Origin of the sequence: Streptomyces lydicus (assembly GCF_001729485.1) — a bacterium.
GTDB lineage: Bacteria > Actinomycetota > Actinomycetes > Streptomycetales > Streptomycetaceae > Streptomyces > Streptomyces lydicus_D.
In genome coordinates, this window is sequence record NZ_CP017157.1 from 3,496,322 (window position 1) to 3,517,093 (window position 20,772).

The 20,772-nt window shown below is 74.2% G+C and carries 16 protein-coding genes; 1 reads left to right on the forward strand and 15 read right to left on the reverse strand.

Annotation, left to right across the window (positions count from 1 at the left end):
• Positions 1–87 precede the first annotated feature (87 nt).
• On the forward strand, positions 88–975 hold the full coding sequence (locus SL103_RS15130; RefSeq protein ID WP_069569463.1) for a universal stress protein: 888 nt from the start codon (positions 88–90) through the stop codon (positions 973–975).
• Between the two features lie 21 nt (positions 976–996).
• On the opposite strand, the gene SL103_RS15135 is transcribed toward SL103_RS15130, so the two are convergent.
• From SL103_RS15135 to SL103_RS15205, 15 genes are all read right to left on the reverse strand, one after another.
• Positions 997–2,334 (reverse strand): nicotinate phosphoribosyltransferase, encoded by a 1,338-nt coding sequence (locus SL103_RS15135; protein WP_069569466.1) that lies wholly within the window; start codon positions 2,332–2,334, stop codon positions 997–999.
• Between the two features lie 36 nt (positions 2,335–2,370).
• Positions 2,371–2,670 carry a DUF1876 domain-containing protein gene (locus tag SL103_RS15140; protein WP_033265928.1) on the reverse strand — a complete coding sequence of 100 codons (300 nt, stop codon included), beginning with the start codon at positions 2,668–2,670 and terminating at the stop codon, positions 2,371–2,373.
• 47 nt (positions 2,671–2,717) lie between these two features.
• A complete protein-coding gene (locus tag SL103_RS15145; RefSeq protein WP_069569468.1) occupies positions 2,718–3,587 on the reverse strand; it encodes a universal stress protein in 870 nt (289 codons plus the stop codon).
• 100 nt (positions 3,588–3,687) lie between these two features.
• The gene (locus SL103_RS15150; protein ID WP_069569470.1) at positions 3,688–4,836 is read right to left on the reverse strand and encodes a permease; all 1,149 of its coding nucleotides are present in this window, start codon (positions 4,834–4,836) and stop codon (positions 3,688–3,690) included.
• Positions 4,837–4,895: 59 nt separating this feature from the next.
• On the reverse strand, positions 4,896–6,134 hold the full coding sequence (locus SL103_RS15155; protein ID WP_432215395.1) for a sugar ABC transporter permease: 1,239 nt from the start codon (positions 6,132–6,134) through the stop codon (positions 4,896–4,898).
• A gap of 14 nt (positions 6,135–6,148) precedes the next feature.
• Complete coding sequence (locus tag SL103_RS15160) at positions 6,149–6,928, reverse strand: ATP-binding cassette domain-containing protein (protein WP_069569474.1); 780 nt, start codon at positions 6,926–6,928, stop codon at positions 6,149–6,151.
• Positions 6,929–6,940: 12 nt separating this feature from the next.
• Positions 6,941–8,038 (reverse strand): substrate-binding domain-containing protein, encoded by a 1,098-nt coding sequence (locus SL103_RS15165; RefSeq protein ID WP_069573742.1) that lies wholly within the window; start codon positions 8,036–8,038, stop codon positions 6,941–6,943.
• 13 nt (positions 8,039–8,051) lie between these two features.
• Complete coding sequence (locus SL103_RS15170; RefSeq protein ID WP_069573741.1) at positions 8,052–10,499, reverse strand: SpoIIE family protein phosphatase; 2,448 nt, start codon at positions 10,497–10,499, stop codon at positions 8,052–8,054.
• A 296-nt stretch (positions 10,500–10,795) separates the two neighbouring features.
• On the reverse strand, positions 10,796–11,848 hold the full coding sequence (locus tag SL103_RS15175) for a zinc-dependent alcohol dehydrogenase family protein (protein WP_069569476.1): 1,053 nt from the start codon (positions 11,846–11,848) through the stop codon (positions 10,796–10,798).
• A gap of 207 nt (positions 11,849–12,055) precedes the next feature.
• Positions 12,056–12,355, reverse strand: coding sequence for a hypothetical protein (locus SL103_RS15180; RefSeq protein WP_069569478.1), 300 nt, complete (start codon positions 12,353–12,355; stop codon positions 12,056–12,058).
• Positions 12,356–12,458: 103 nt separating this feature from the next.
• Entirely contained in the window at positions 12,459–12,899 is a 441-nt protein-coding gene (locus SL103_RS15185; protein ID WP_069569480.1) for a hypothetical protein, read from the reverse strand.
• 184 nt (positions 12,900–13,083) lie between these two features.
• Positions 13,084–14,034 carry a hypothetical protein gene (locus SL103_RS15190; protein ID WP_069569482.1) on the reverse strand — a complete coding sequence of 317 codons (951 nt, stop codon included), beginning with the start codon at positions 14,032–14,034 and terminating at the stop codon, positions 13,084–13,086.
• 154 nt (positions 14,035–14,188) lie between these two features.
• Entirely contained in the window at positions 14,189–15,649 is a 1,461-nt protein-coding gene (locus tag SL103_RS15195) for an amino acid permease (RefSeq protein WP_069569483.1), read from the reverse strand.
• A gap of 582 nt (positions 15,650–16,231) precedes the next feature.
• Positions 16,232–18,688, reverse strand: a complete 2,457-nt coding sequence (locus tag SL103_RS15200; protein ID WP_069569485.1) for a SpoIIE family protein phosphatase — start codon at positions 18,686–18,688, stop codon at positions 16,232–16,234.
• Positions 18,689–18,788: 100 nt separating this feature from the next.
• On the reverse strand, positions 18,789–20,420 hold the full coding sequence (locus SL103_RS15205) for a helix-turn-helix domain-containing protein (RefSeq protein ID WP_069569486.1): 1,632 nt from the start codon (positions 20,418–20,420) through the stop codon (positions 18,789–18,791).
• Between the last annotated feature and the right edge of the window lie 352 nt (positions 20,421–20,772).

Genomic DNA, 20,772 nt, shown 5'->3' on the forward strand with positions numbered 1-20,772 from the left:
CGCCGGCCGTCCCTGGCGGGCCCGTCGGGGCGGGGTGACGATGGAGGGGCCACCGGGAACCCGGCGACCGAGGAAGGCGGTGCGGCCATGGAACGGCCCCTGGTCGTGGGCGTCGACGGCTCGGACTCCGCCCTCCGGGCACTCGACTGGGCGGTGGACGAGGCGGCGCTGCACGGGCTCGGGCTGCGGGTGGTGCACGCCAGCACCTGGGAGCGGTACGAGGGGCCGGCAGCCGCCGGGGACCAGGAGGACACCGGGGAGCGGGGGCTCGCGGAGGGCATCGTCGGCGCCGCCGTGGAACGGGCCCGGTGCCGCAACCCGGCCCTCCGGGTCGACGCCGAGGTCCTGGCGGACGACGCGGTCAGCGCCCTGCTGCGGGAGGGCAACCTCGCCTCCCTGCTGGTCCTGGGCTCCCACGGGCACCGCGAACTCACCGGCCTGCTGCTGGGCTCGGTCGGCCCGGCGGTGGCGGCCCGGGCCCGGTGCCCGGTCGTCGTGGTGCGGGGCGACGCGGCCGGCCTCGCGGGGGAGCACCGCTGCGTCCTCCTCGCGGTGGGCGAGCCGGGGGAGAGCGCGGAGGCGGTGCGCTTCGCCTTCCGGGAAGCGGCCGCCCGGGGATGCATGCTGAAGGCGGTACGGGCCTGGCACGGCCCCGCCCACGAGCGGACCGGCCCGTCCGCCGGGGTGGCCGACAGCTACCACGAGCGGCGGGCGACCGAGCTGATCGACCGGGCGCTGGACGAGGTGGCCGCGGCGCATCCGGCGGTGCGGGTCCGCCGCACCGCCGTGGCGGGGCCGGCGCACAAGGTGCTGGTGCACCGCGCCGCCGCCGCGGACCTGCTGGTCATCGGCTCGGGCCGGCACCACGGCTATTTCGGGCTGCCGCTCGGCCGGCTGGCGCACTCCGCCCTGTGCCACGCCGCCTGCCCCGTGGCGGTCGTCCCGCAGCGCGATCAGGGCGCCCCCGACGGGTAGCGGGCCTGCCGCGGCACCGGGTCAGGCGTACGGTGCCAGCACCTCGCGCTCGGTCCGCCGCCGTACCCGCTCCGTCAGCACGGACAGCCGGTGCGACACCCGTGCCCGTACCGGCTGCGGCGCCCGGATGCGCCGGGCCGCCGCGGGCAGCTCGGCCAGCTCCGCCGCCAGCCGGCGCCGGGCGTCCTCCGGCCGGGGCCGCGGCGCGCGGCGCTCGCCCGCGCGCATCATCGGCTCCAGCAGCGGGGTGCTGCCCTCCGGCGGCGGCTCGTCGGCCAGGCCGAGCACATCGAGGAGGCCGGGCCGGCGGAAGACCTGCTTGGCGCCCGGTGCGGTCACCTTCGCCGCCGACAGCTTCATCACCGGCCGGCCGTCGTACGCCACCAGCTTGTACGCCGAGTCCAGCGCCGGGGCGTCGGCGCTCACCCCGACCCGGGTGCCCACCGCGTAGATGTCGATCGGCGCGCCCGAGGCCACCAGGTCGTGCACGGCGTACTCGTCCAGCCCGCCGCTGGCGACGATGCGCACCTGCGGCAGGCCCGCGTTGTCGAGCATCGCCCGTGCGTGGCGGGCCAGTTGGGCCAGGTCGCCGCTGTCCAGGCGGATCGCGGAGCCGTCCCCGCGGCCCAGCGCGGTCAGCACCCGGGCCGCCGCGGCGACTCCGGAGGGGGTGTCGTAGGTGTCCACCAGGAAGGTCACCGGGCCGGGGTGGCAGCGCGCGAACGCGGTGAACGCCGCCTCCTCGTCCTCGAACGCCTCGATGTACGAGTGCGCCATCGTGCCGATCGCCGGCAGGTCCTCCGCGTACGCCGCGGCGACGTTGCTGGTGCCGGCGAAACCGGCCATCGCGCCCAGCCGGGCCACCTGGTGGGCGGCCGCGGTCCCGTGGGTGCGCCGCAGCGAGAAGTCCACCACCGGGTGCCCCCGTGCGGCGAGCACGCAGCGGGCGCACTTGGAGGCGACCGCGGTCTGGTGGCTCAGCTGGTTGAGCACGAACGTCTCGACGAGCTGCGCCTGCGGCAGCGGGGCGGTGACCTCCACCAGCGGCTCGTGGGCCAGCACCACCCGGCCCTCCGGCACCGCCCGTACCTCGCCGGTGAAGCGCAGGTCCAGCAGCGGCGCCAGGTCCCGCACCGGCCGCCGCAGCACCTCCGCGAACACCTCGATGTCCTCGCGGCCGACGCGGAAACCGGCGAGGTGGTCGAGGACCGCCTCGGTGCCGGCGGCCACCAGGAACCCCCGCTGCGGCGGCAGTTCCCGTACGAAGCAGCTGAAGGTCGCCGGCCGTTCCATCCCCTCGCGGAGGTACGACAGGGCCATCGTCACCTCGTACAGGTCGGTGAGCGTGGCATCCGACATGGACGACTCCTTCCCCGACCGGGGCACCGGCCCGGCTCAGGCCGGCTCGCTCGTCCAGCCGTACGCGACCCGCCGCTCACGACGGGGTGGTGCGGCACCGACGCCCTCCAGTTCGTCGTCCGCGGTCCGCAGCAGCTGCCCGGCCAGGTCCCGCATCGCGCGCCCGGCGGCGATCTCGTCCCCGATCTCCGGTACGTCGGGGTCCTCGGGGCTGCGCCGCGCCGTGCCGTGCCCGGTGAAGGTGGCGTTCCGGGTGCGGAGCACGACCCGTGCCGTCGTCGTCCCGTCCTCCTCGACGAGGGAGAGACGCAGGGGCCACTCGACTGTGTTCGCCATGGCTTACCCCAGCTTCCTTCTGTGCCCTACCGTCATCATCCGCCTTCTCACTCGTGCGGCACCACCGCCACCGGGCACGGAGCGTGATGCACCACCGCCTGCACGACGTGGCCGATCCGCGGCATCCGCAGCAGGTGCCGGCGCCGGCGCCCGACGGCCAGCAGGGCCGCGCCGGTGGTGTCGTGCAGCAGCGCGGGCGCCGGGCTCTCCATCTCCACCCGCGCGTCCACCGGCACGTCCGGGTACTTCTCCCGCCAGGGCGCCAGCGCCGCTTCCAGCGCGTCGGAGGCCAGCTTCTTCGCCTCCTCGGCGGCATACGGCTCGACGCCGCCGCCGCGGTTGTACGCGTGCGCGGGTAGGTGGCGGCCGTGCACGGCACGCAGGGTGACCCCGCGTCGCGCGGCGCTCTCGAAGGCGAAGGCGAGCAGCGCCTCGCAGGGCTCGTGCAGCGCGACCCCGACCACCACGTCACCGTTGTGGCCGGTGGGCGGGGCGCCCTGCTGCGCGCGGACCAGGACCGTGGGGGTGTCGGTGTGCGCCACCAGCTTCAGACCGAGTTCGCCGAGGACGTAGCGCGTCATCGCCCCGACGTTGCGCGAGCCGAGGACCAGCAGGTCCGACTCCCCGGCGGCCTCCTTGAGGGCTTCGAACGGGTCCTTGGGCACCAGGTCCGTGTCCACCGGGAGGTCCGGGTAGTGGCCGCGGACGGCGTCCCGCGCCTCCTCCATCATCCGGTGCGGCCAGTAGTTCCGGTCGCCCTCCTCGGGGCCACGGGGCTCCGGCTCGTCGGCGAGCAGCACCCAGGCGTGCAGCAACTGCAACCGCGCCTGCCGCAGCCACGCCTCCTGTGCCGCCCACAGCACGGCGGAGTGCGCCTCCGGCGTACCGTCCACGCCGGCGGTGACGACGTCCTTCATCGGCTCGCTCCTCTCCTCCTCCGCGGCACGCCTCCGGGGCGTGTCGCCACACCTCCAGCGTCCGCCCGGATCAGCACCGCGCGCACGGCGACCGGGACGCTCACCCCGGCGGGGTGCCGTCGGGTGCGCCGCCCATCCCGCGGAACATCTCCCGGCCGCCGGTGCGCAGGAACCGCACCACCAAGGCGGCGGCCAGCAGGAGGAAGCCGATGTTGAGCCAGGTGGTGTAGTTCCAGGAGACGCCCGCCATGGGGAGGCGCGCGGCGGAGCGGTCGGGCACCAGGCCCAGGGCGCCGAAGGCGAACTCCACCGCGTAGCTCGCCGCGACGATCGCGGCCCAGAACGTGACCAGCAGGAAGCGGGCGGTCCGCGCCCCGTAGTACTTCCGGTAGATGTTCAGGATCGGCAGGATCAGCAGGTCGGCGAAGAGGAAGGCGATCACCCCGCCGAAGCTGATGCCGCCCTTCCACAGGACGACCGCCAGCGGCACGTTGCCGATGGAGCAGACGAACGAGACGATCGCCACCAGCGGGCCGACCAGCGGTCCCCACAGCTTCGCCGCCAGCGGGTGCCCGTCGAAGAAGAAGGCCCGCCAGAAGCTGTCCGGCACCCAGGCCGCGACGGCCCCGGCGATCAGCAGACCGACCACCAGGTCCTTGATGATCGCCGCCCACTCCATGACGAAGACCCGGGCGGTCGCGGTGAAGCCCGCGCCGGAGCACAGCCGCCGGACGAAGGACCCCCCGCCCGGCACCGACATGTCCATCGCGGCATGCCCTTCCATGGCGCCCGCCAGGCCCCGGCCGGCCTGTGCGCGGGCCCGGCGCAGCAGCCCCTCGCGCAGGAACAGCCGGAACAGCACGGCCAGCGCCACGATCATCAGCGGACCGCCGGTGAACTCGGCGGCGGTGAACTGCCAGCCCATCAACAGCGCCAGGATGATGCCGAGTTCGACCACCAGGTTCGTGGAGGCGATCTCGAAGGCCATCGCCGCGGTGAAGTGCGCCCCCTTCACGAACAGCGAGCGCGCCAGCGCCACCGCCGCGTACGAGCAGGAGGAGGACGCCGCTCCCAGCCCGGCGGCCAGCGCCAGGGTCCGCGGCCGGTCGTCGCCGAGCGCGCCGACCACGGCGGACCGGCGCACCACGGCCTGGACGACCGCGGACAGCGCGAAGCCGAGGATCAGCGCCCAGGTGATCTCCCAGGTCATCGATCCCGCGAGGGACAGCGCGTGCGCGACGGCGGACATCGGGCGATGCTTTCCGCGGCGGGCCGGGACCCAAACGACGGCGCATGACGACCGGCGCCTCAGACGCGTCCGTGCGCCCGCTGGGCGCGCCGGGACAGCGAGTCGATGGTCACCGCGACCAGCAGCACCCCACCGGTGATCATGTACTGGACGGCGGTCTGGACGCCCAGCAGCGCCACGCCGGAGGCGATCGACTGGATGACCAGGACACCGAGCAGCGCGGACCAGGTCCGGCCCCGGCCGCCGAAGAGGCTGGTGCCGCCGATGACCGCGGCGGCGATGGCGTCCATCAGCAGGTTGCCCGACCCCGAGGTCTGGGTGGCCGAGGTGACCCGGGAGGCCAGGAACAGGCCGCCGATCGCGGCCATCGTGCCCGACACCATGAACACCGAGATCCGCACCAGGTCCACGTTGAGGCCGGTGCGGCGGGCGGCCTCGACGCTGCCGCCGAGCGCGAAGAGCATCCGCCCGTAGCGGGTACGGACCAGCACCTGGTCGAGGCCGACCAGGAAGACCAGGAAGATCAGCAGGGCCAGCGGCAGGCCCTGGAACTGGTTGAGCACGTAGGCCGAGGCCAGCGAGATCACCGCCAGCACGCCCGTGCGCAGGATGATCTCGCTCAGCGGCCTGGCCGGCACGCCGGCGGCCCGGCGGCGGCGTACGTCCTGGTAGGCGACCAGGAAGTAGCCGGCGGTGCCCAGCGCCGCCAGGCCGTACGCGGCGGCGACGTGGGAGAAGTAGAAGCCGGTCAGCATGGCGAGCAGGCCCTTGTCGTCGAGGTTGATGGTGCCGCTGGAACCCAGGAGGTAGAGCATCAGCCCGTTCCAGCCCAGCAGACCCGCCAGCGTCACCACGAAGGCGGGCACCCCGACCTTGGCGAAGAAGAACCCGTGGACGGCGCCGACCGCGGTGCCGGCCAGCACCGCCAGCAGCAGCGCGAGGACCTCCGGTACGCCCTCGTTCACGTTCAGCACCGCGAACGCGGCCGCCGCCAGGCCGCTCACCGAGCCCACCGACAGATCGATCTCGCCGAGCAGCAGCACGAAGACCACACCCGTCGAGATCATGCCGATCCCCACGATGTCCACGCTCAGGCTGGACAGGTTGCGCGGCGAGAGGAACGCCGGGTTGAGGCTCTCGAAGATGATCCACACCACCAGCAGGCCCAGCACCACCGGGACCGAGCCCAGCTCACCGCTGTGGAACCTGCGCCGGAGGACCTGAAGGGGGTTGGCCGCGCCGCGCCCGGACGACGGACGGCCGTCGTCGTCACCCGGCCGGTTCCGGCGCAGCGGCAGCGTCCACGGCCTGCTCACCTGTCCACCTCCCAGCCCGGCGCCGCGCGGCGGGTCACCGCGTTGTCGGTGGCGCCCGTGATGGAGGAGATGATCTGTTCGTGGGAGGTGGTCATGACGTCGAAGAACCCGTTGTTGCGGCCGAGGCGCAGCACCGCGGTCCAGTCCGCGACGGCCTTGACGTCCCCCATGTTGTGACTGATCAGCAGCACCCCGAGCCCCCGTTCGCGCAGCTGGTCGACGAGGTCGAGGACCTGCGCGGTCTGCTCGATGCCCAGGGACGCGGTGGGCTCGTCCAGCAGCACCAGCCGGGGTTCGCCGAGCATCGAGCGGGCGATCGCCACGGTCTGCCGCTGGCCGCCGGACAGTGACGCCACCGGCATCCGCACACTGGGCATCCGGATGGAGAGGGTGTCGAGCAGCTCCAGGGTGCGGCGCTCCATCTCGACCTCGTCCAGCAGGCCGGCCCGGACCGTCTCCCGGCCCAGGAAGAGGTTGCCGACCACGTCGAGGTTGTCGCACAGCGCGAGGTCCTGGTAAACGGTGGCGATTCCCAGGTCCTGGGCGTCGTGCGGCCGGCCGATGTGCACCGGCCGGCCGTCCCACTCGATGACGCCCGCATCGGCCGGGTCGACCCCCGCGATCACCTTGATCAGGGTGGACTTGCCCGCGCCGTTGTCCCCCACGAGCGCGACGACCTGCCCGGCCCGCACCTCCAGGTCGACGTCCGCGAGGGCCTGGACGGCGCCGTACCGTTTGAAGACTCCGCGCAGCGCCAGGAGCGGCGGTGCTGTCATGGGGTACCTGCCTTACCTGGTCAGCCCCGCCTTCGCGCAGGCGGACGCGTACTTGGGGGTGCAGATCTGGGCGACGGTGTACATGCCGATCCGGACCACGGTGTCCTTGATGTGCTGCACGGTCACCGGCAGCGGGGTCAGCAGCACGGCCGGGATGCCGTGGGTGGTGGGGCTGCTGACGTGGTACCGGGCGAAGGCGCCGAGCTGCTGACCGCGGGCGAGCATCACGGCCATCGTGGCGGCGGCGCCCGCCTCGGGCTTGAAGGGCTTGAGGACGGTCATGTACTGCTCGCCCGCGACGATGCGCTGGATGGCGGAGAGTTCGGCGTCCTGTCCGGTGACCGGGGGCAGCGGATCGATCTTCGCGGCCTTCAGCGCGGCGATGACGCCGCCGGCGAGACCGTCGTTGGCGGCGTAGACGCCGTTGATGTGGTCGGCGCCGAGGGCCGAGATGGCCGCCGACATGTTGGCGTTGGCCGCTTCAGGCCGCCACTCCGCCGTGTCGTACGCCTTGCCGATCCGCACCCTGCCCTGGAGGACGGAGAGCGCGCCGCGCTTGAACCAGGCGGAGTTGGGGTCCGTCTCGGCGCCGTTCATCATCACGATCTGGGACGTGCGCGCCTTGGGGCCGAGCGCCCTCAGCAGGGCCGCGGCCTGGAGCCGGCCCACCTTCGCGCCGTCGAAGGAGACGTAGCCCGAGACCGGTCCCTCCACGAGACGGTCGTAGGCGACGACGTGGATACCGGCCCGGCGCGCGTTCTCGACCGGGGCGCGCAGCGACTTGGAGTCGACGGCGTCGAGGATGAGCACGTCCGCCCGCTTGGTGATCATCGCGTCCATCTGCCGCTGCTGGGTGGCCACGTCGTGCTGCGCGCTGACGGTCTCCACCCGGCAGTCACCGCACAGCTGATGGATCTTCTGGTTGATCAGCGGCTTGTCGAAGTGGTACATCCGCGAGGTGTTGTCCGGCAACAGCACCCCGATCCGCGGGGGGCCGGAGGCGGGACCGCCGGGCCGGTGCGCCTCGCCGGCCTCCCCGCACGCCACCGGTCCGGCGAGCAGACACAGTCCGGCCAGGACCGCCCCGGCAGTCCGCAGCCGCGCTCTCACCACAGCGACCTCCTCACCCGTCCGCCGCGCCGATCCGCTCGCCCGGCTGCAGGCCGATCTCGCTCCACACCTGCTTGCCGCCGCTCAGCGGCACCGAGCCCCACGACGACGACATCGCCTCGACCAGCAGCAGCCCGCGGCCGCCGGTCGCCTCCCAGTCCACGCTGGCCGGCTTGACGGGGGTGCGCGGCGAGGCGTCGTTCACCGCGATCCGCAGCCGGTCGGCGGCCAGCGTCAGGTCCAGCTGCACCTCGCCCTGGGTGTGCGCGATGGCATTGGTGACCAGCTCCGACACCACCAGCAGCGCCACGTCCAGCTCCTCCGTCACGCCCCAGGTGCGCAGGGTGCGGGCGGTGAACCGGCGGGCGTGCATGACGGCGTCGGGAAGCCGCCAGACCGCCCAGCGGGCCCGGGTCGGGCGGACCCGCATCCCGTCGTAGCGCAGGACCAGCACGGCCACGTCGTCGTCGCGCCGTTTGGCGCTGCCGAGCAGGTCGTCGGCGAGCCGCCCGGCGTCGGCGGGGTCCGCCGCGGCGAGCACCTCCCGTACCCGGCGGATGCCGTCCTCCAGGGGGAGGCTGGCCGACTCGGCCAGCCCGTCGGTGAGCAGCACCAGCACGGTGCCGGGGGACAGCCCGATCTCGGTCAGCGGGAATTCGCCGTCCCCGGCCACCCCGAGCGGCGGCCCGCCCTCCACGGTCAACTCCTCCGTGCTGCCGTCGGGATACCGCAGCAGCGGCGGCAGATGCCCGGCCCGCACGAACCAGGCGATGCCCTCCTCCATGTCCAGGTCCACATAGCAGCAGGTGGCGAAGAGATCGGTCTCCATGCCCAGCAGTAGCCGGTTGGCGTGCGCGACCACCACGTCGGGCGGGTGGCCCTCCACCGCGTAGGCCCTGATGGCCGTGCGCATCTGACCCATGATCGTCGCGGCGCCCGCGCTGTGCCCCTCCACATCACCGATCACCAGGGCCACATGGCCGTCCGACAGCGGAATGACGTCGTACCAGTCGCCGCCGACCTCCAGCCCCATCGTGGCCGGCAGATAGCGCACCGCGGTCACCGCGCCGCCCAGCTCGGGCAGCTTGCGGGGCAGCAGGCTGCGCTGCAGCATCGTCGCGAGCTCGTGCCCGGCGTCCAGCGCGTGGGCGCGCACCAGGGCCTGCCCCACCAGGCCCGCGGTCGCGGTCAGCAGCGACCGCTCCTCCGGCCCGAACCCGTGCTCCTCGTCCCAGCCGACCAGGCACACCCCGACCACCCGGCCGTCGGCCGGCAGCGGCAGGACGGCCAGCCCACCGGGGCCGATGCCGGCCAGGCCCGGTTCGAGCTCCGCCGCCGGCGGCCACAGGGCCACATGACCGGCCCGCAGGACGTGCTCCAGGGTGGGCAGCGCGTGGCAGGAGGCGTCGGGCCACTCGGAACGCCATTCGGCCTGCCACCACGCGGGCCAGGACTTCGGCTCCGGCGGATCGAGCAGCTTCACCACGATCCGGTCGGCCTCCAGCTCGGCGACCGCGATCCGCGCGGCGGCCAGTGGCGCGCGCAGCGTCGCGGTCACCGTCCGGCTGACGTCGCGTACGGTCGTCGCACCGGCCAGCGCGGTCGACAGCCGCTGCACGATGGAGACCTCGTCGGCGGTGGGCCGCAGGTACGAGGCGTCCGCGACCACTCCCAGCATCCGCTCCGGCATGCCGTCCGCGCCGACCAGCACCCGGCAGCGCAGACTCAGCCACCGCAGCTCGCCGTTGGGCCGGCGGATGCGGAACGACAGCTGCTGGCCGGTCACCGGCACCCCGCCCGGTTCCACGATCGACATCAGCGCCGGGATGTCGTCCGGCGCGGTGCGCTCCAGCAGCGTCTCCACCCGCTGGTCGAAGTCCCGGGGCGCGATCCCGAACAGCTCCAGCACCTGGTCGTCCGCGCGCATCTGGCCGGTGTGCAGCACCAGCGTGAACGCGCCGCCGCGCAGGGTGTCCAGGCCCGGCCCCAGCAGCGACCGCCGCTCGGTGCGGGCCATCACCCGCGCCGCGATCGCCTCCAGCCCGGCCGCGACCTGGTCGGCGTGCAGCTCCAGAAGGTGCCGGTGGTCGGCGTCGAAGGCGTCCGGCGCCTGGTCCACGACGACCAGGCAGCCGAGTCGCTTGGCCTCGCCGCCCAGCGGCAGCACCCCGACCGAGACCTCCGCCGGCGGGCGCCCGGCGCCGTTGCCCCGGTCCGGGCCCGGGGGAGTGGTGGTGACACCGTGCTCGGCGAGTTCGGCCGCGCTCAGCCATTGCGGGCGGCCGGTGCGGTAGGCCGTGGCGACCGGAGAGTTGCCGGACAGCGGGAAGCGCGTCGGCAGTTGGTAGGGGACGCCGGAGCCACCGACCATCTCGGCCAGCTGAAGATCGCCGTCCCCTTCGGCCGGCACGTAGACGGCGGTCAGCTCAGCCCCGGAAGACCCAAGGACCCGCGCGGTCACTTCCTGCACCGCCTCCGTACGCGGGAAGCCGTCGTCATAAGCCACGGTCGCCGTATCCGCCCTCGGGGCCAGGGCGTCGACCCCGCCACCGCCTCATCGGATATTTCGTAATTTACAGCCTTCCCTCCATGGTGCGGCATGCACGGAGAACACAGCCAGTCGGCGACCCGCGCCGACCGGTCACGGTGGGTGACCGGCCCCCGTCCCCACCGGTGCACGGACGGCCCGGGCCGCCCGTACGCCGACGGAACGGCCCGTTGCGCCGGCGCCGTACCCGGCCGGTCCCGGCCCCGTGGTCAGCCGGGAATCAGCACCGCCGCCCCGTGCACCCGCCCGGCGGCCAGGTCGGCCAGCGCCTCCGGCGCACGGCTCAACTGGTAGGGACTGACGGTGACTTGGATGCCCACCTGGGCGGCCGCCCGCAGGAACTCCGTGCCGTCCGCCCGGGTGTTGGAGGTGACGCTGCGCAGGTTCCGTTCCTGGAAGAGGTGGCGCTGGTAGTTGAGGGCGGGGATGTCGGTGAGGTGGATGCCCGCCACGGCGAGGGTGCCCGAGCGGTCCAGCGCCTCCAGCGCCACCGGCACCAGATCACCCACCGGTGCGAAGAGGATGGCGGAGTCCAGCGGCTCGGGCGGCCGGTCGTAGGCGCCGCCGGCCGAGGACGCGCCCAGCCCGAGCGCGAGCTCACGGGCCTGCGCGCCGCGGGTCAGCACATGGACCCGCGCCCCCTCGGCCACCGCGAGCTGCGCGGTCAGGTGCGCCGAGGCCCCGAACCCGTAGATGCCCAGCCGGCCGCCCGGCGGCAGGGCACTGCGGCGCAGCGCCCGGTAGCCGATGATGCCCGCGCACAGCAGCGGCGCCAGCTGGGTCGCGTCCTGCCCGTCGGGGAGCGGATAGGCGTAGTCGGCCGGGACGAGGGTGCGGGTGGCGAAGCCGCCGTCGGCGTCCCAGCCGGTGTACCGCGAGGCCGGGCAGAGGTTCTCCCGGCCGGCGCGGCAGTACCGGCACATGCCGCAGGTGCTCCGCAGCCAGGCCCCGCCGGCCCGGTCGCCGACCCGGAACCCGGTGACCGCGTCGCCGGCGGCTGCCACCCGGCCGACGATCTCGTGCCCCGGTACGGTCTCCGGGCGCCGCGGCGGCAGGTCCCCCTCGGCCAGGTGCAGATCCGTACGGCAGACCCCGCACGCCTCGACGTCGAGCAGCAGCTCCCGCGGGCCGGGCTCCGGCAGCGGGCGCCGTACCGACGCCAGAGGACCGGAGGTGATCGGGCCGGGCCGGTGGACGGCCCAGCCGGACACCGCGTCCCGGCCGGGGACCGGCGACGGGACGTCAGCCGTCAGGCCAGCCATGTCCCCAGGATGGCGCTCTCCCGTGAGGCGGACAAACGGGGGCGGTGACCGGCCCGGCGGCGCGCCGGGGCCGCCGGGCCGGCGGCTCGCGACCAGCGGCGGACGCCCGCGGCCCGGCGAGGGGCGCGGCGGCCCGCAGCCGCGCGACCCGGCACCCGGCGCGACACCGGGCCGACGGGCACGGAATGTCCTGACGCAGCGTCAGCGTCATTCTTTCTCAGTGCCGTTGGCGGTTGCCGAGGAGCCCCGGCGCTGCCGGTGGAGCCGGCACGGGGCGAACAGCCTCCGCATAAGGCCGCGGCGGGGGCGCTCCGAGGTGCGGGGTGCGGGCTCCCCGGCGGGGCCCGGCGGGCCGGCCGGCGGCGGCGCGGGACTGTTCGGACGCGGTGTCGTGGCCTCGTCGGGCCGGGCGGGCGCGGTGTCGGGCCCGGTGCGGGGGCGCGGTGCGGTGCGGGCGGCTTCGGCGCGTACGAGTGCGCCGAGGGCGGCGAAGATGTCGAGAGGCATGCCGGATCTCCTGCGGTGCGGACGTCCTGGGCTGACGGCGGCAGGCCGCGACCGCCCCGGCGCCCCGTCGCGGGGAGGGGTACGGGCACGCGGCCGGGGGGTGTCAGCAGCGCAGCACGGTCACCCGCGCCGGAGCTCCGGCAGCGGCGTCCGGCACGACGGCCGAGGAGGCGGAGTGCGGCGGTGCGGCGCCGGTCTCCGCCACGGCGGATTCCCTGATCGCCTTGCCGCCGGGCCCCGTCGGTACGGGGTGGCGCAGATGGCAGGCGGACGCCTCGCACAGGTGCCGGAAGCCGCTGCCCGGGTGCTTCGCGCCGTCCCCGGACGAGGCCACCGGCGCGGCCGGAACGCAGGGCCGCTCCGCAGGACCCGGCACGGCGGGGATGCCGACGGCAGTGGCGCACCCACCGGCGCCGGCGGCCGGCGCGTCGGGGGCGACGGTGGTGAGCGCCGCGTGCAGCAGGGCGAGCAGCACCACGAACAGCAGCATGCGCCGGCCGCCGGACGCCGCCGCGGAGCGGCGGATGCTGACGGTGTGGCGCATGCGGGTCTCCCAACGCTCCTCCAGGGAGGAATCCCCGGGAAGACATCGGGGCACTCCGGAGACACCGGAAACAGGCCGCAATTCCACCCGATCCGGCTATGGCCCGTACGTATGCCGTATGCCGCGGAAGTCGGATATGTCAGCCACGGCCCGTTCCGGTGGCGCCGGTATCCGGCGGCCCGCCTCAGTCCTCCGCGACGGCGCGGGAGTAGTAGTGCGTGAACCGCTCCAGCGGCTCGCCGTCGGCGTTCCAGGGCCAGTGCGTCGCCACCCCGCCGGTGACCCGCAGCGCGGCCGTGGCGTCGGTGATCCGCCCGGATTTGATCAGCGCGTAGGCCAGCAGGTTGAGATCGGCCAGCGCCTGGGCGTGGTGCAGGAAGCCCGGCTTCGGCCAGTAGTGGGCCGCCTGGTCGAGCGTCCTGGCGGCGTCGGGACGCCGCCAGATCTCGCTCGCGCCGAGGGCGTCGAGCCCGCCGGGGGCGATCGCGCGGTGATGGGTGCGCACCAGGGCGGTGAGCTCCAGGGCCGCGGCCGGTGCGTCGAGCGGCATCGCGGCACGGACCCCGTCGAGCAGGTCCAGCACCAGGGCGCTGGAGCCGCACTCGTCCGGCGACAGATAGCCCAGCGCCTGGAGGTGTGCCTCCCGGTTCCACGGGTCGCGGGCCTTGACCTCGCGCCAGACCGCCGACAGCTCGTTGGAGGGGCGCCGCTCCACCCGGAGCAGGGCCAGGTGCAGGGCCCAGGGCGTGGGGTCGGCGGGCCGCAGCTCGGCCGCCAGCAGGCAGGTCTCCCGGGTGTCGTGCAGGTCGGCGGTGGAGCCCGGCTGGCCGGCCTGCAGCAGGTCCGACCAGGCGTGCAGCAGCAGCGCGTTCGGGTCGCGCGGAGCGTGCTGCCGCCAGATGCCGGGCAGCGCCCGGCCCGCCGACCCGGCCAGTACCCGCAGCCGGTGCGCCCTGCGGTCCCAGTCCTCGCCCGCCTCGTCGATCACGTCCCCCATGAGGGCCATGACCGCTGTGTCGAGTGAGCCGCGGGCCCAGCAGGTCTCGACGCGGCGCCGGACCTGTCCCAGCGGGGCGTCGTCGAGTTCGGGGACCAGCCGGGCACGGCTGCCTTTGCGGCGTCTGAAGACGGGCATTCGGCGGGGGCCTTCCAGGGCAGGTGGGGGGACGGGCAGATGTTCGGGCATCGTACGGGCGGCGGCGTGTCACGCACGCCGCCGCCCGTACTTCGAGACGTCACCGCCGGCGGCCAGGGGGGAGGCGCCGCCGACGGTGATCAAGATGTCGCTGCTAGGGGGCCTTGACCGCCGCCTGCTCGGCCCGGCCGCCGATCCGGTCGCGGACCAGGGAGATCCCGACCACGATCACGGCCAGCAGCACGGACAGCAGCACCTGGATGCGGCCGCCGCCCGGGCTGTCGTCGGTGAGCATGTACACCAGCACGAACGAGATCATCGCGATCGTCGCCCAGGTCAGGTACGGGAACAGCCACATCCGGACGAGCAGCTTGTCCGGGTTCTCGCGCAGGATGATCCCGCGCATCCGCAGCTGGGAGAAGCAGATGACCAGCCAGACGAACAGTGCCACCGCGCCCGAGGAGTTCAGCAGGAACTGGAAGACGGTGTCCGGCCACAGGTAGTTGAAGCCGACCGCGAGGAAGCCGAAGAGGACCGAGGCCACGATGGCGGTCTGCGGGACGCCGCGGGAGTTCGTCCGGGCGAAGCCCTTGGGCGCGTCGCCGCGCTGGCCGAGCGAGAAGGCCATCCGGGAGGCGGTGTAGAGGCCGGAGTTGAGGCAGGACAGCACCGCGGTCAGCACGATGACGTTCATGATCTGGCCGGCGTGCGGGATGCCGATGGAGTCGAGGGCCGCGACGTACGAGCCCTTCTTGGCGATCGAGGGGTCGTTCCACGGCAGCAGGGAGACGACCACGAGGATCGAGCCCAGGTAGAAGATGCCGACCCGCCAGATGACGCTCTTGGTGGCCTTGGTGACCGCGCGCTGCGGGTCCTCGGACTCACCGGCGGCGAGGGTGACGATCTCGCTGCCCATGAAGGAGAAGACGACCATCAGCACGCCGGTGAGGATCGCGCTGGGTCCGTGCGGCAGGAACCCGCCGTGCGAGGTGAGGTTGCCGAAGCCGGTGGCCGCGTGGCCGGTGCCGGGCAGCACGCCGAAGATCGCCAGGCCGCCGAGGACGATGAAGGCCGCGATGGCGACGACCTTGATGCCCGCGAACCAGAACTCGAACTCACCGAAGGAGGCGACCGAGGCCAGGTTGGTGGCGGTGAGGACGATCATCACGATCAGCGCCCAGGCCCACTGCGGGACGGCCGGGACCCAGCTGGTGAGGATCGCCGCGCCGGCGGTCGCCTCCACGGCGAGCACCACGACCCAGAAGAACCAGTACAGCCAGCCGATGGAGAAGCCGGCCCAGCGGCCGAGCGCCCGGTCCGCGTAGGCGGAGAACGAGCCGGAGGTCGGGTTGGCGGCCGCCATCTCGCCGAGCATCCGCATCACGAAGACGACCAGCGCGCCGACCAGCGCGTAGGACAGCAGGATGCCGGGGCCGGCGGCGGCGATGCCGGAGGCGGAGCCGACGAAGAGGCCGGCGCCGATGACGCCACCGACGGCGATCATGGACAGATGACGGTTCTTGAGGCCGGACTGCAGTCCTGAGTGTCCAGGGGCCGCACCGTTACCGGGGGGAGCGGGCGGAGCGGCCACGTGGCCGGAGGGAGGTGTGGTCATCTCGACATCCGTTGAGGGTTGGAGGGTCGTGCACGGGGTGACGCTTGCGATCGCCTCGGGGGGTGGACGCACGAAAGGGCCGGTTGCTGGCAGGTGGCGATCATGGCCCTGACGCATGTCGAGGCGGCGGCACAGGGGCCCCGTCCTCGGATGCCCGCGCGGGTGGGGGGCGCTCTCGCGCCGCCGCGCCGAAGGCCCGTCCTCCTCGTGAGAGGTGAGCCGCATCACGTCCGGTAAGGGATTTGCGTCAGCGTATGTGGCGGTGAGCGGCGGCGTATTTGTGAGGGACGACAAATTCGTCACCGATGGCTGTGCGTCCGGCCAATGCACCGGCCCGGTCCGGCCGACTCGCGTGCGCCGTCCCGCCGCTGGTGAACGGCGTCCGCCCGGCCCGGGGCCCGGCAGCCGCGGCGCCGGACGGGCGCCAACCGCCCGCTTCCCGGCGTGCGTTGCTCCGCGCCCGACCACCTCAGCAGCACCGCGCGACGCGAGCACGACGAGTGACCGAACCCCGGGTGACGGGACTGCGGATTCCGGCGGCGCACCGCGGCCCGTGCCGCGGCGCCGTCGACGGCGACCCCGCTACGCGGCGGCCGACACCTCCTGCTCGGTCCAGATGATCTTCCCGGTCGGGGTGTAGCGGGTGCCCCAGCGCCGGGTGAGCTGCGCGACGATGAACAGCCCGCGGCCGCCCTCGTCGGTGGTGCGGGCGTGGCGCAGGTGCGGGGCGGTGCTGCCGGCGTCGAAGACCTCGCAGATCAGCGCGTCCTGCCGGATCAGCCGCAGGGTGATGGGGCCGGCGCCGTGCCGGATGGCGTTGGTGACCAGCTCGCTGACCACCAGCTCCGTGGTGAACAGCAGGTCGTCCATGCCCCACTCCGCCAGCTGCCGGCCGGCCAGGGCGCGGGCGCTGCCGACCACGGCGGGGTCGGTGGACAGCTCCCAGGAGGCGACCTGCCGGGCGTCCAGCGCGCGGGTACGGGCCAGGAGGAGCGCGGCGTCGTCGGACGGCGGGCCGGTCAGCAGCGCCTCGACCACGCCCGCGCCGATGTCCGTCAGCGGCGGGCCGGACTCCGCGAGGGCATGGGTCAGCCGGGACAGCCCGACGCCGATGTCCCGGTCGCAGGTCTCGATCAGCCCGTTGGTGTAGAGCGCGATCAGGCTGCCCTCGGCCAGCTCCAGCTCGACCGCCTCGAACGGCAGGGACCCCAGGCCCAGCGGCGGTCCGGCGGGCAGGTCGGGCAGGTCGACGGCGCCGTCGGGCCCGACGACCGCGGGCGGCAGATGCCCGGCGCGCGCCATGCTGCAGCGCCTGCTGACCGGGTCGTACACCGCGTACAGGCAGGTCGCCCCCATGAACGTGGCGGCCACCCCGGCGTTCTCCGAACCCGCCACCGATTCCGCGCCGTGCGTCTTGACCAGCCCGATCACCAGGTCGTCCAGGCGCGCCAGCAGCTCGTCGGGCGGCAGGTCCAGATTGGCCAGCGTCCGCACCGCGGTGCGCAGCCGGCCCATGGTCGCCGCGGCGTTGATGCCGTGCCCCACGACGTCCCCGACGACCAGGGCGACCCGCGCCCCGGACAGCGGAATCACGTCGAACCAGTCGCCGCCCACCCCGCTCGGGGCGTCGGCCGGGAAGTACCAGGAGGCCACCTCCAGCGCCGAGCCGCCGCTCAGCTCGTGCGGCAGCAGGTTCTGCTGCATCATCCGGGCCGCGGTGCGCTCGCGGGTGAAGCGGCGTGCGTTGTCCACGCACACCGCCGCGCGGGCGACCAGCTCCTCGGCGAGCTGTACGTCCTCCGGCGTGAAGGGGCCCAGCCGGCGGGTCCGGAAGAACGTCGCCGCGCCCAGCGTGATGCCGCGGGCCTGTACCGGCGCCACCATCACCGAACGGAACCCGAAGCGGCGGATCACCGCGGCCCGTACGGGGTCCTCGGTCACCCAGGCGCTGCTGGTGAGGTCCAGGGCGGGTTCGACCAGGGACTCGCCCGCGAGCAGACAGCGCGCGATCGGGGAGGACGGCGAGCGCTGGACGGCTTCGCCCACCGCGAGGCCCGCCTCCGGGCAGCCCTCGTTGACCGACTGCTGCCCGGAGCGACGCATCGTCGGGGTGCTGTCGACCGGCCCGGGCACCGGCTCCTCACCGCGCAGGACCGAGTCCAGCAGATCGACCGCCACGAAGTCGGCGAGCGCGGGCACCGCCATGTCTGCCAGCTCCTGCGCGGTGCAGGTGACGTCCAGGGTGCTGCCGATCCGGGCGCTGGCGTCGTTGAGCAGGGCGAGGCGCTCCTGGGCGCGCCAGCGCTCGGTGACGTCGATGACCATGTACCAGATGCCGATGCGGCCGCCCTGGGGGGCGGCCAGCCCGAAGAAGGACGCCGAGTAGGCGCGTTCCTGGTTGGGGTCGGCGTAGGTGGGACTGCGGAATTCGTAGTCCATCACCGGGGCGCCGGTCCGCAGCACCCGCCGCATCCGCGTGTTGAACGCCTCGGCCTCCAGCCGGGGCAGCACCTCGTCGACGGTCCGGCCCAGCCGCCGCTCCAGCGGGATCAGCCGCTCCAGCACGTCGTTCACCCAGACGTAGCGGAGATCGGTGTCCAGTACGGCCATACCGACCGGGGCGTGCGCCAGAAAGGGCTCCAGCATCAGCTGGTTGACACCGCCGCCGGGCACCCGCCACTCCTCCAGGGCCAGCACCGACCAGCGCTCCGCACCGACGGCCCCGTCCAGCACGGCGGTGACCTGCACGGCCAGCTGTACGTCCCGGCCGTCCCGGTGGCGCACCGCCACCGATCCGCCCCAGCCGTCGCCGGCCCGGCACCACCGTGCCACCGCGGCCGCCCGCGCCACATCGCCGGGCAGCGCCAGCAACTGGGTCGCGGGCCGGCCGAGGACCTCTTCGGCGGGGTAGCCGAGCAGCCGCTCCGCGGCCCGGGTCCAGGAAACCACCCGTCCCTGCGCGTCCAGTTCGGCCGTGGCCGCCTTCGCGATGTCGCATGCCCGCCCGGATCCGTCCGGCGGCACGTTCTCCGAAATCATGATCGCCAGCCCGTCAGCTCAATGGAGCACCCCGCCCATTTTAGGAGAATTGCGGGCTTATGGGGGGCGTGGGGCCGGGGCTGACGGCCCCGGCAGGGGCTCAGCCGGCAGCCGGCAGCCGCAGCTGGAGCATGGCCAGCAACCGCTGGTCGGGCCGGCCGAGGTCGAGCCCGGTCAGCTCCTCGGCCCGTCGGATGCGGTAGCGCAGGGTGTTGGGGTGCACATGCAGCTCGGCGGCCGCGGCCCGGACGTCACCGAAGGCGTTGAGGTACGCGAGCACGCTCTCCGCCAACTGCCCCTGACTGCGGCTGTCGTGCGCGACCAGCGCGGTCAGCCTCGGGTCGCGCATGCCGGGGTGCGCGGAGAGCAGCGCCAGCACCTCACTGACCAGCACCTCCGCCTGGATGTCGGGCAGGGCCGCGACGGTGGTGGCGACGCCGACGCTGACCATCGCGTCGAGGATGCGGTCCGCCTCCCGCCGCGACGCGGGCACCTCGCCCAGCCCCGGCACGATGCAGCCGACCGATCCGCGCAGCGACAGGCCCAGGTGGCGGCGCGCGGCGTCGGTGATGTCCTGGCCCCAGCAGCGCAGGGTGGTGAGGTCGATGCTGCGCGGCAGCTGCGGCAGCAGGACGTAGATCCGGGAGTCGGCCTGGGTGACCAGGGCGCTGCGGTGCCGGGCGGCGGTGTGCACCGACACCAGGTTGGTCACCTCGGAGCGGGCCAGCTCGGTCGGGGTGGCCTCGGCGGAGCCGTAGGAGAAGCCCAGGACGGCGGCCGGCCGGCCCGCGTCCAGGCCGAGGTGGGACGCCAGCGGCTGCGGCCCGGTGGTGCCCTCCAGCAGCCCGGCCGCCAGCGTGCGGGTCAGCGTCAGGTCCGCCGAGAGTTCCCGGCGGCGCCGCACCAGGTGCAGCGCGGCGACCCGGGCGGCGCCCAGCAGCGCCTGGTCGGAGTGCTCGCTCAGCGGCGTCGAACCCTCCTGCACCCAGATCGTGCCCAGCTGCCGCTCCCCGGACCGGATGGCCACCGCGAGCCGGCGGCGGATCCCCAGCTCGGGGTGGCTGTCGATGTTGATCACGTCGTCGGAGGCGCGCAGCCGCTGGAAGACGCCCCACTTGCGCAGCCGCGCCAGATACGCCTCCGGGCCCTGCCAGCCCAGGATGGACAGCCGCCGCAGGTCGTCGACCTCGTCGGTGTTCGTGGAGCGCGAGTAGGCCAGCACGCGGTTGGCGGTGTCCTCGATGCTGACGATGCCGCCGGTGAGGACGGCGGTGGTCTGGGCGAGCGAGAAGAGGTCGCCCTCCTCCAGCGGCTCGCCGGGCCGCCACTGCGGTGTGCTGTCGAGGGCCGTGCGGGCCAGCGCGTCGATCTGTTCCCAGCGCGCCTCGCTCCGTACGGACAGCAGCGCGACCCCGGCCTCGACCGCGGTCTCGCTGAGTGCCGCGGCCTGTGCGGGGGTGTCCAGTTTGACCGCGACGGCGGCCGCGCCGTCCCGTCCGCCGGCCCGCAGCGCGGGGAACGCGGCCCGGCCGCGGGCGCCTATCGCCAGCACCAGCTCGCCGGGGCGGGCCATCGGCGGGTCCTCGGGGTCGAGCAGCGCGACGCTGCGGATCTCGACCTCCAGACCGGCGGGCGCGGCCTGCAGCTCGACCAGGGGCTCGCCCAGCGCCATCAACAGCTGGCGCAGGCTGATGCCGGTGCGGGGTGGCGATGCCGCGGCAGCTGGTTCCATGATCGGCGCCTCTGCTGAGTTCGGGTGGCGTGGGGGCATGTCGTTTCCGGCCGTCCCACGGGCAGTTCGAGCACGCCGTGCCAAGCAGCCGATCGGCCAGATGTTGCGCCGCCGCCGCGCGAATGAGCCACGCCAACAGTACTGATGCTAGCCGCCGGAGCAACCGCGGACGCCCGGGCCGCGGGCGGTACCGGGGCCTCCCGCGGCAACTCACCACTGGGCACGGTGCCGCACGGTGAGCGCGCCGTCACCCTGCGACCGCGGGGCTCCGGAAGGCCGGTTCCGCGCCGGTCAGCCGCCGGCCCGGAGGTGGTGCCCGCCCGGGGCCCGCGCGGGCACCACGCGCGCGGCC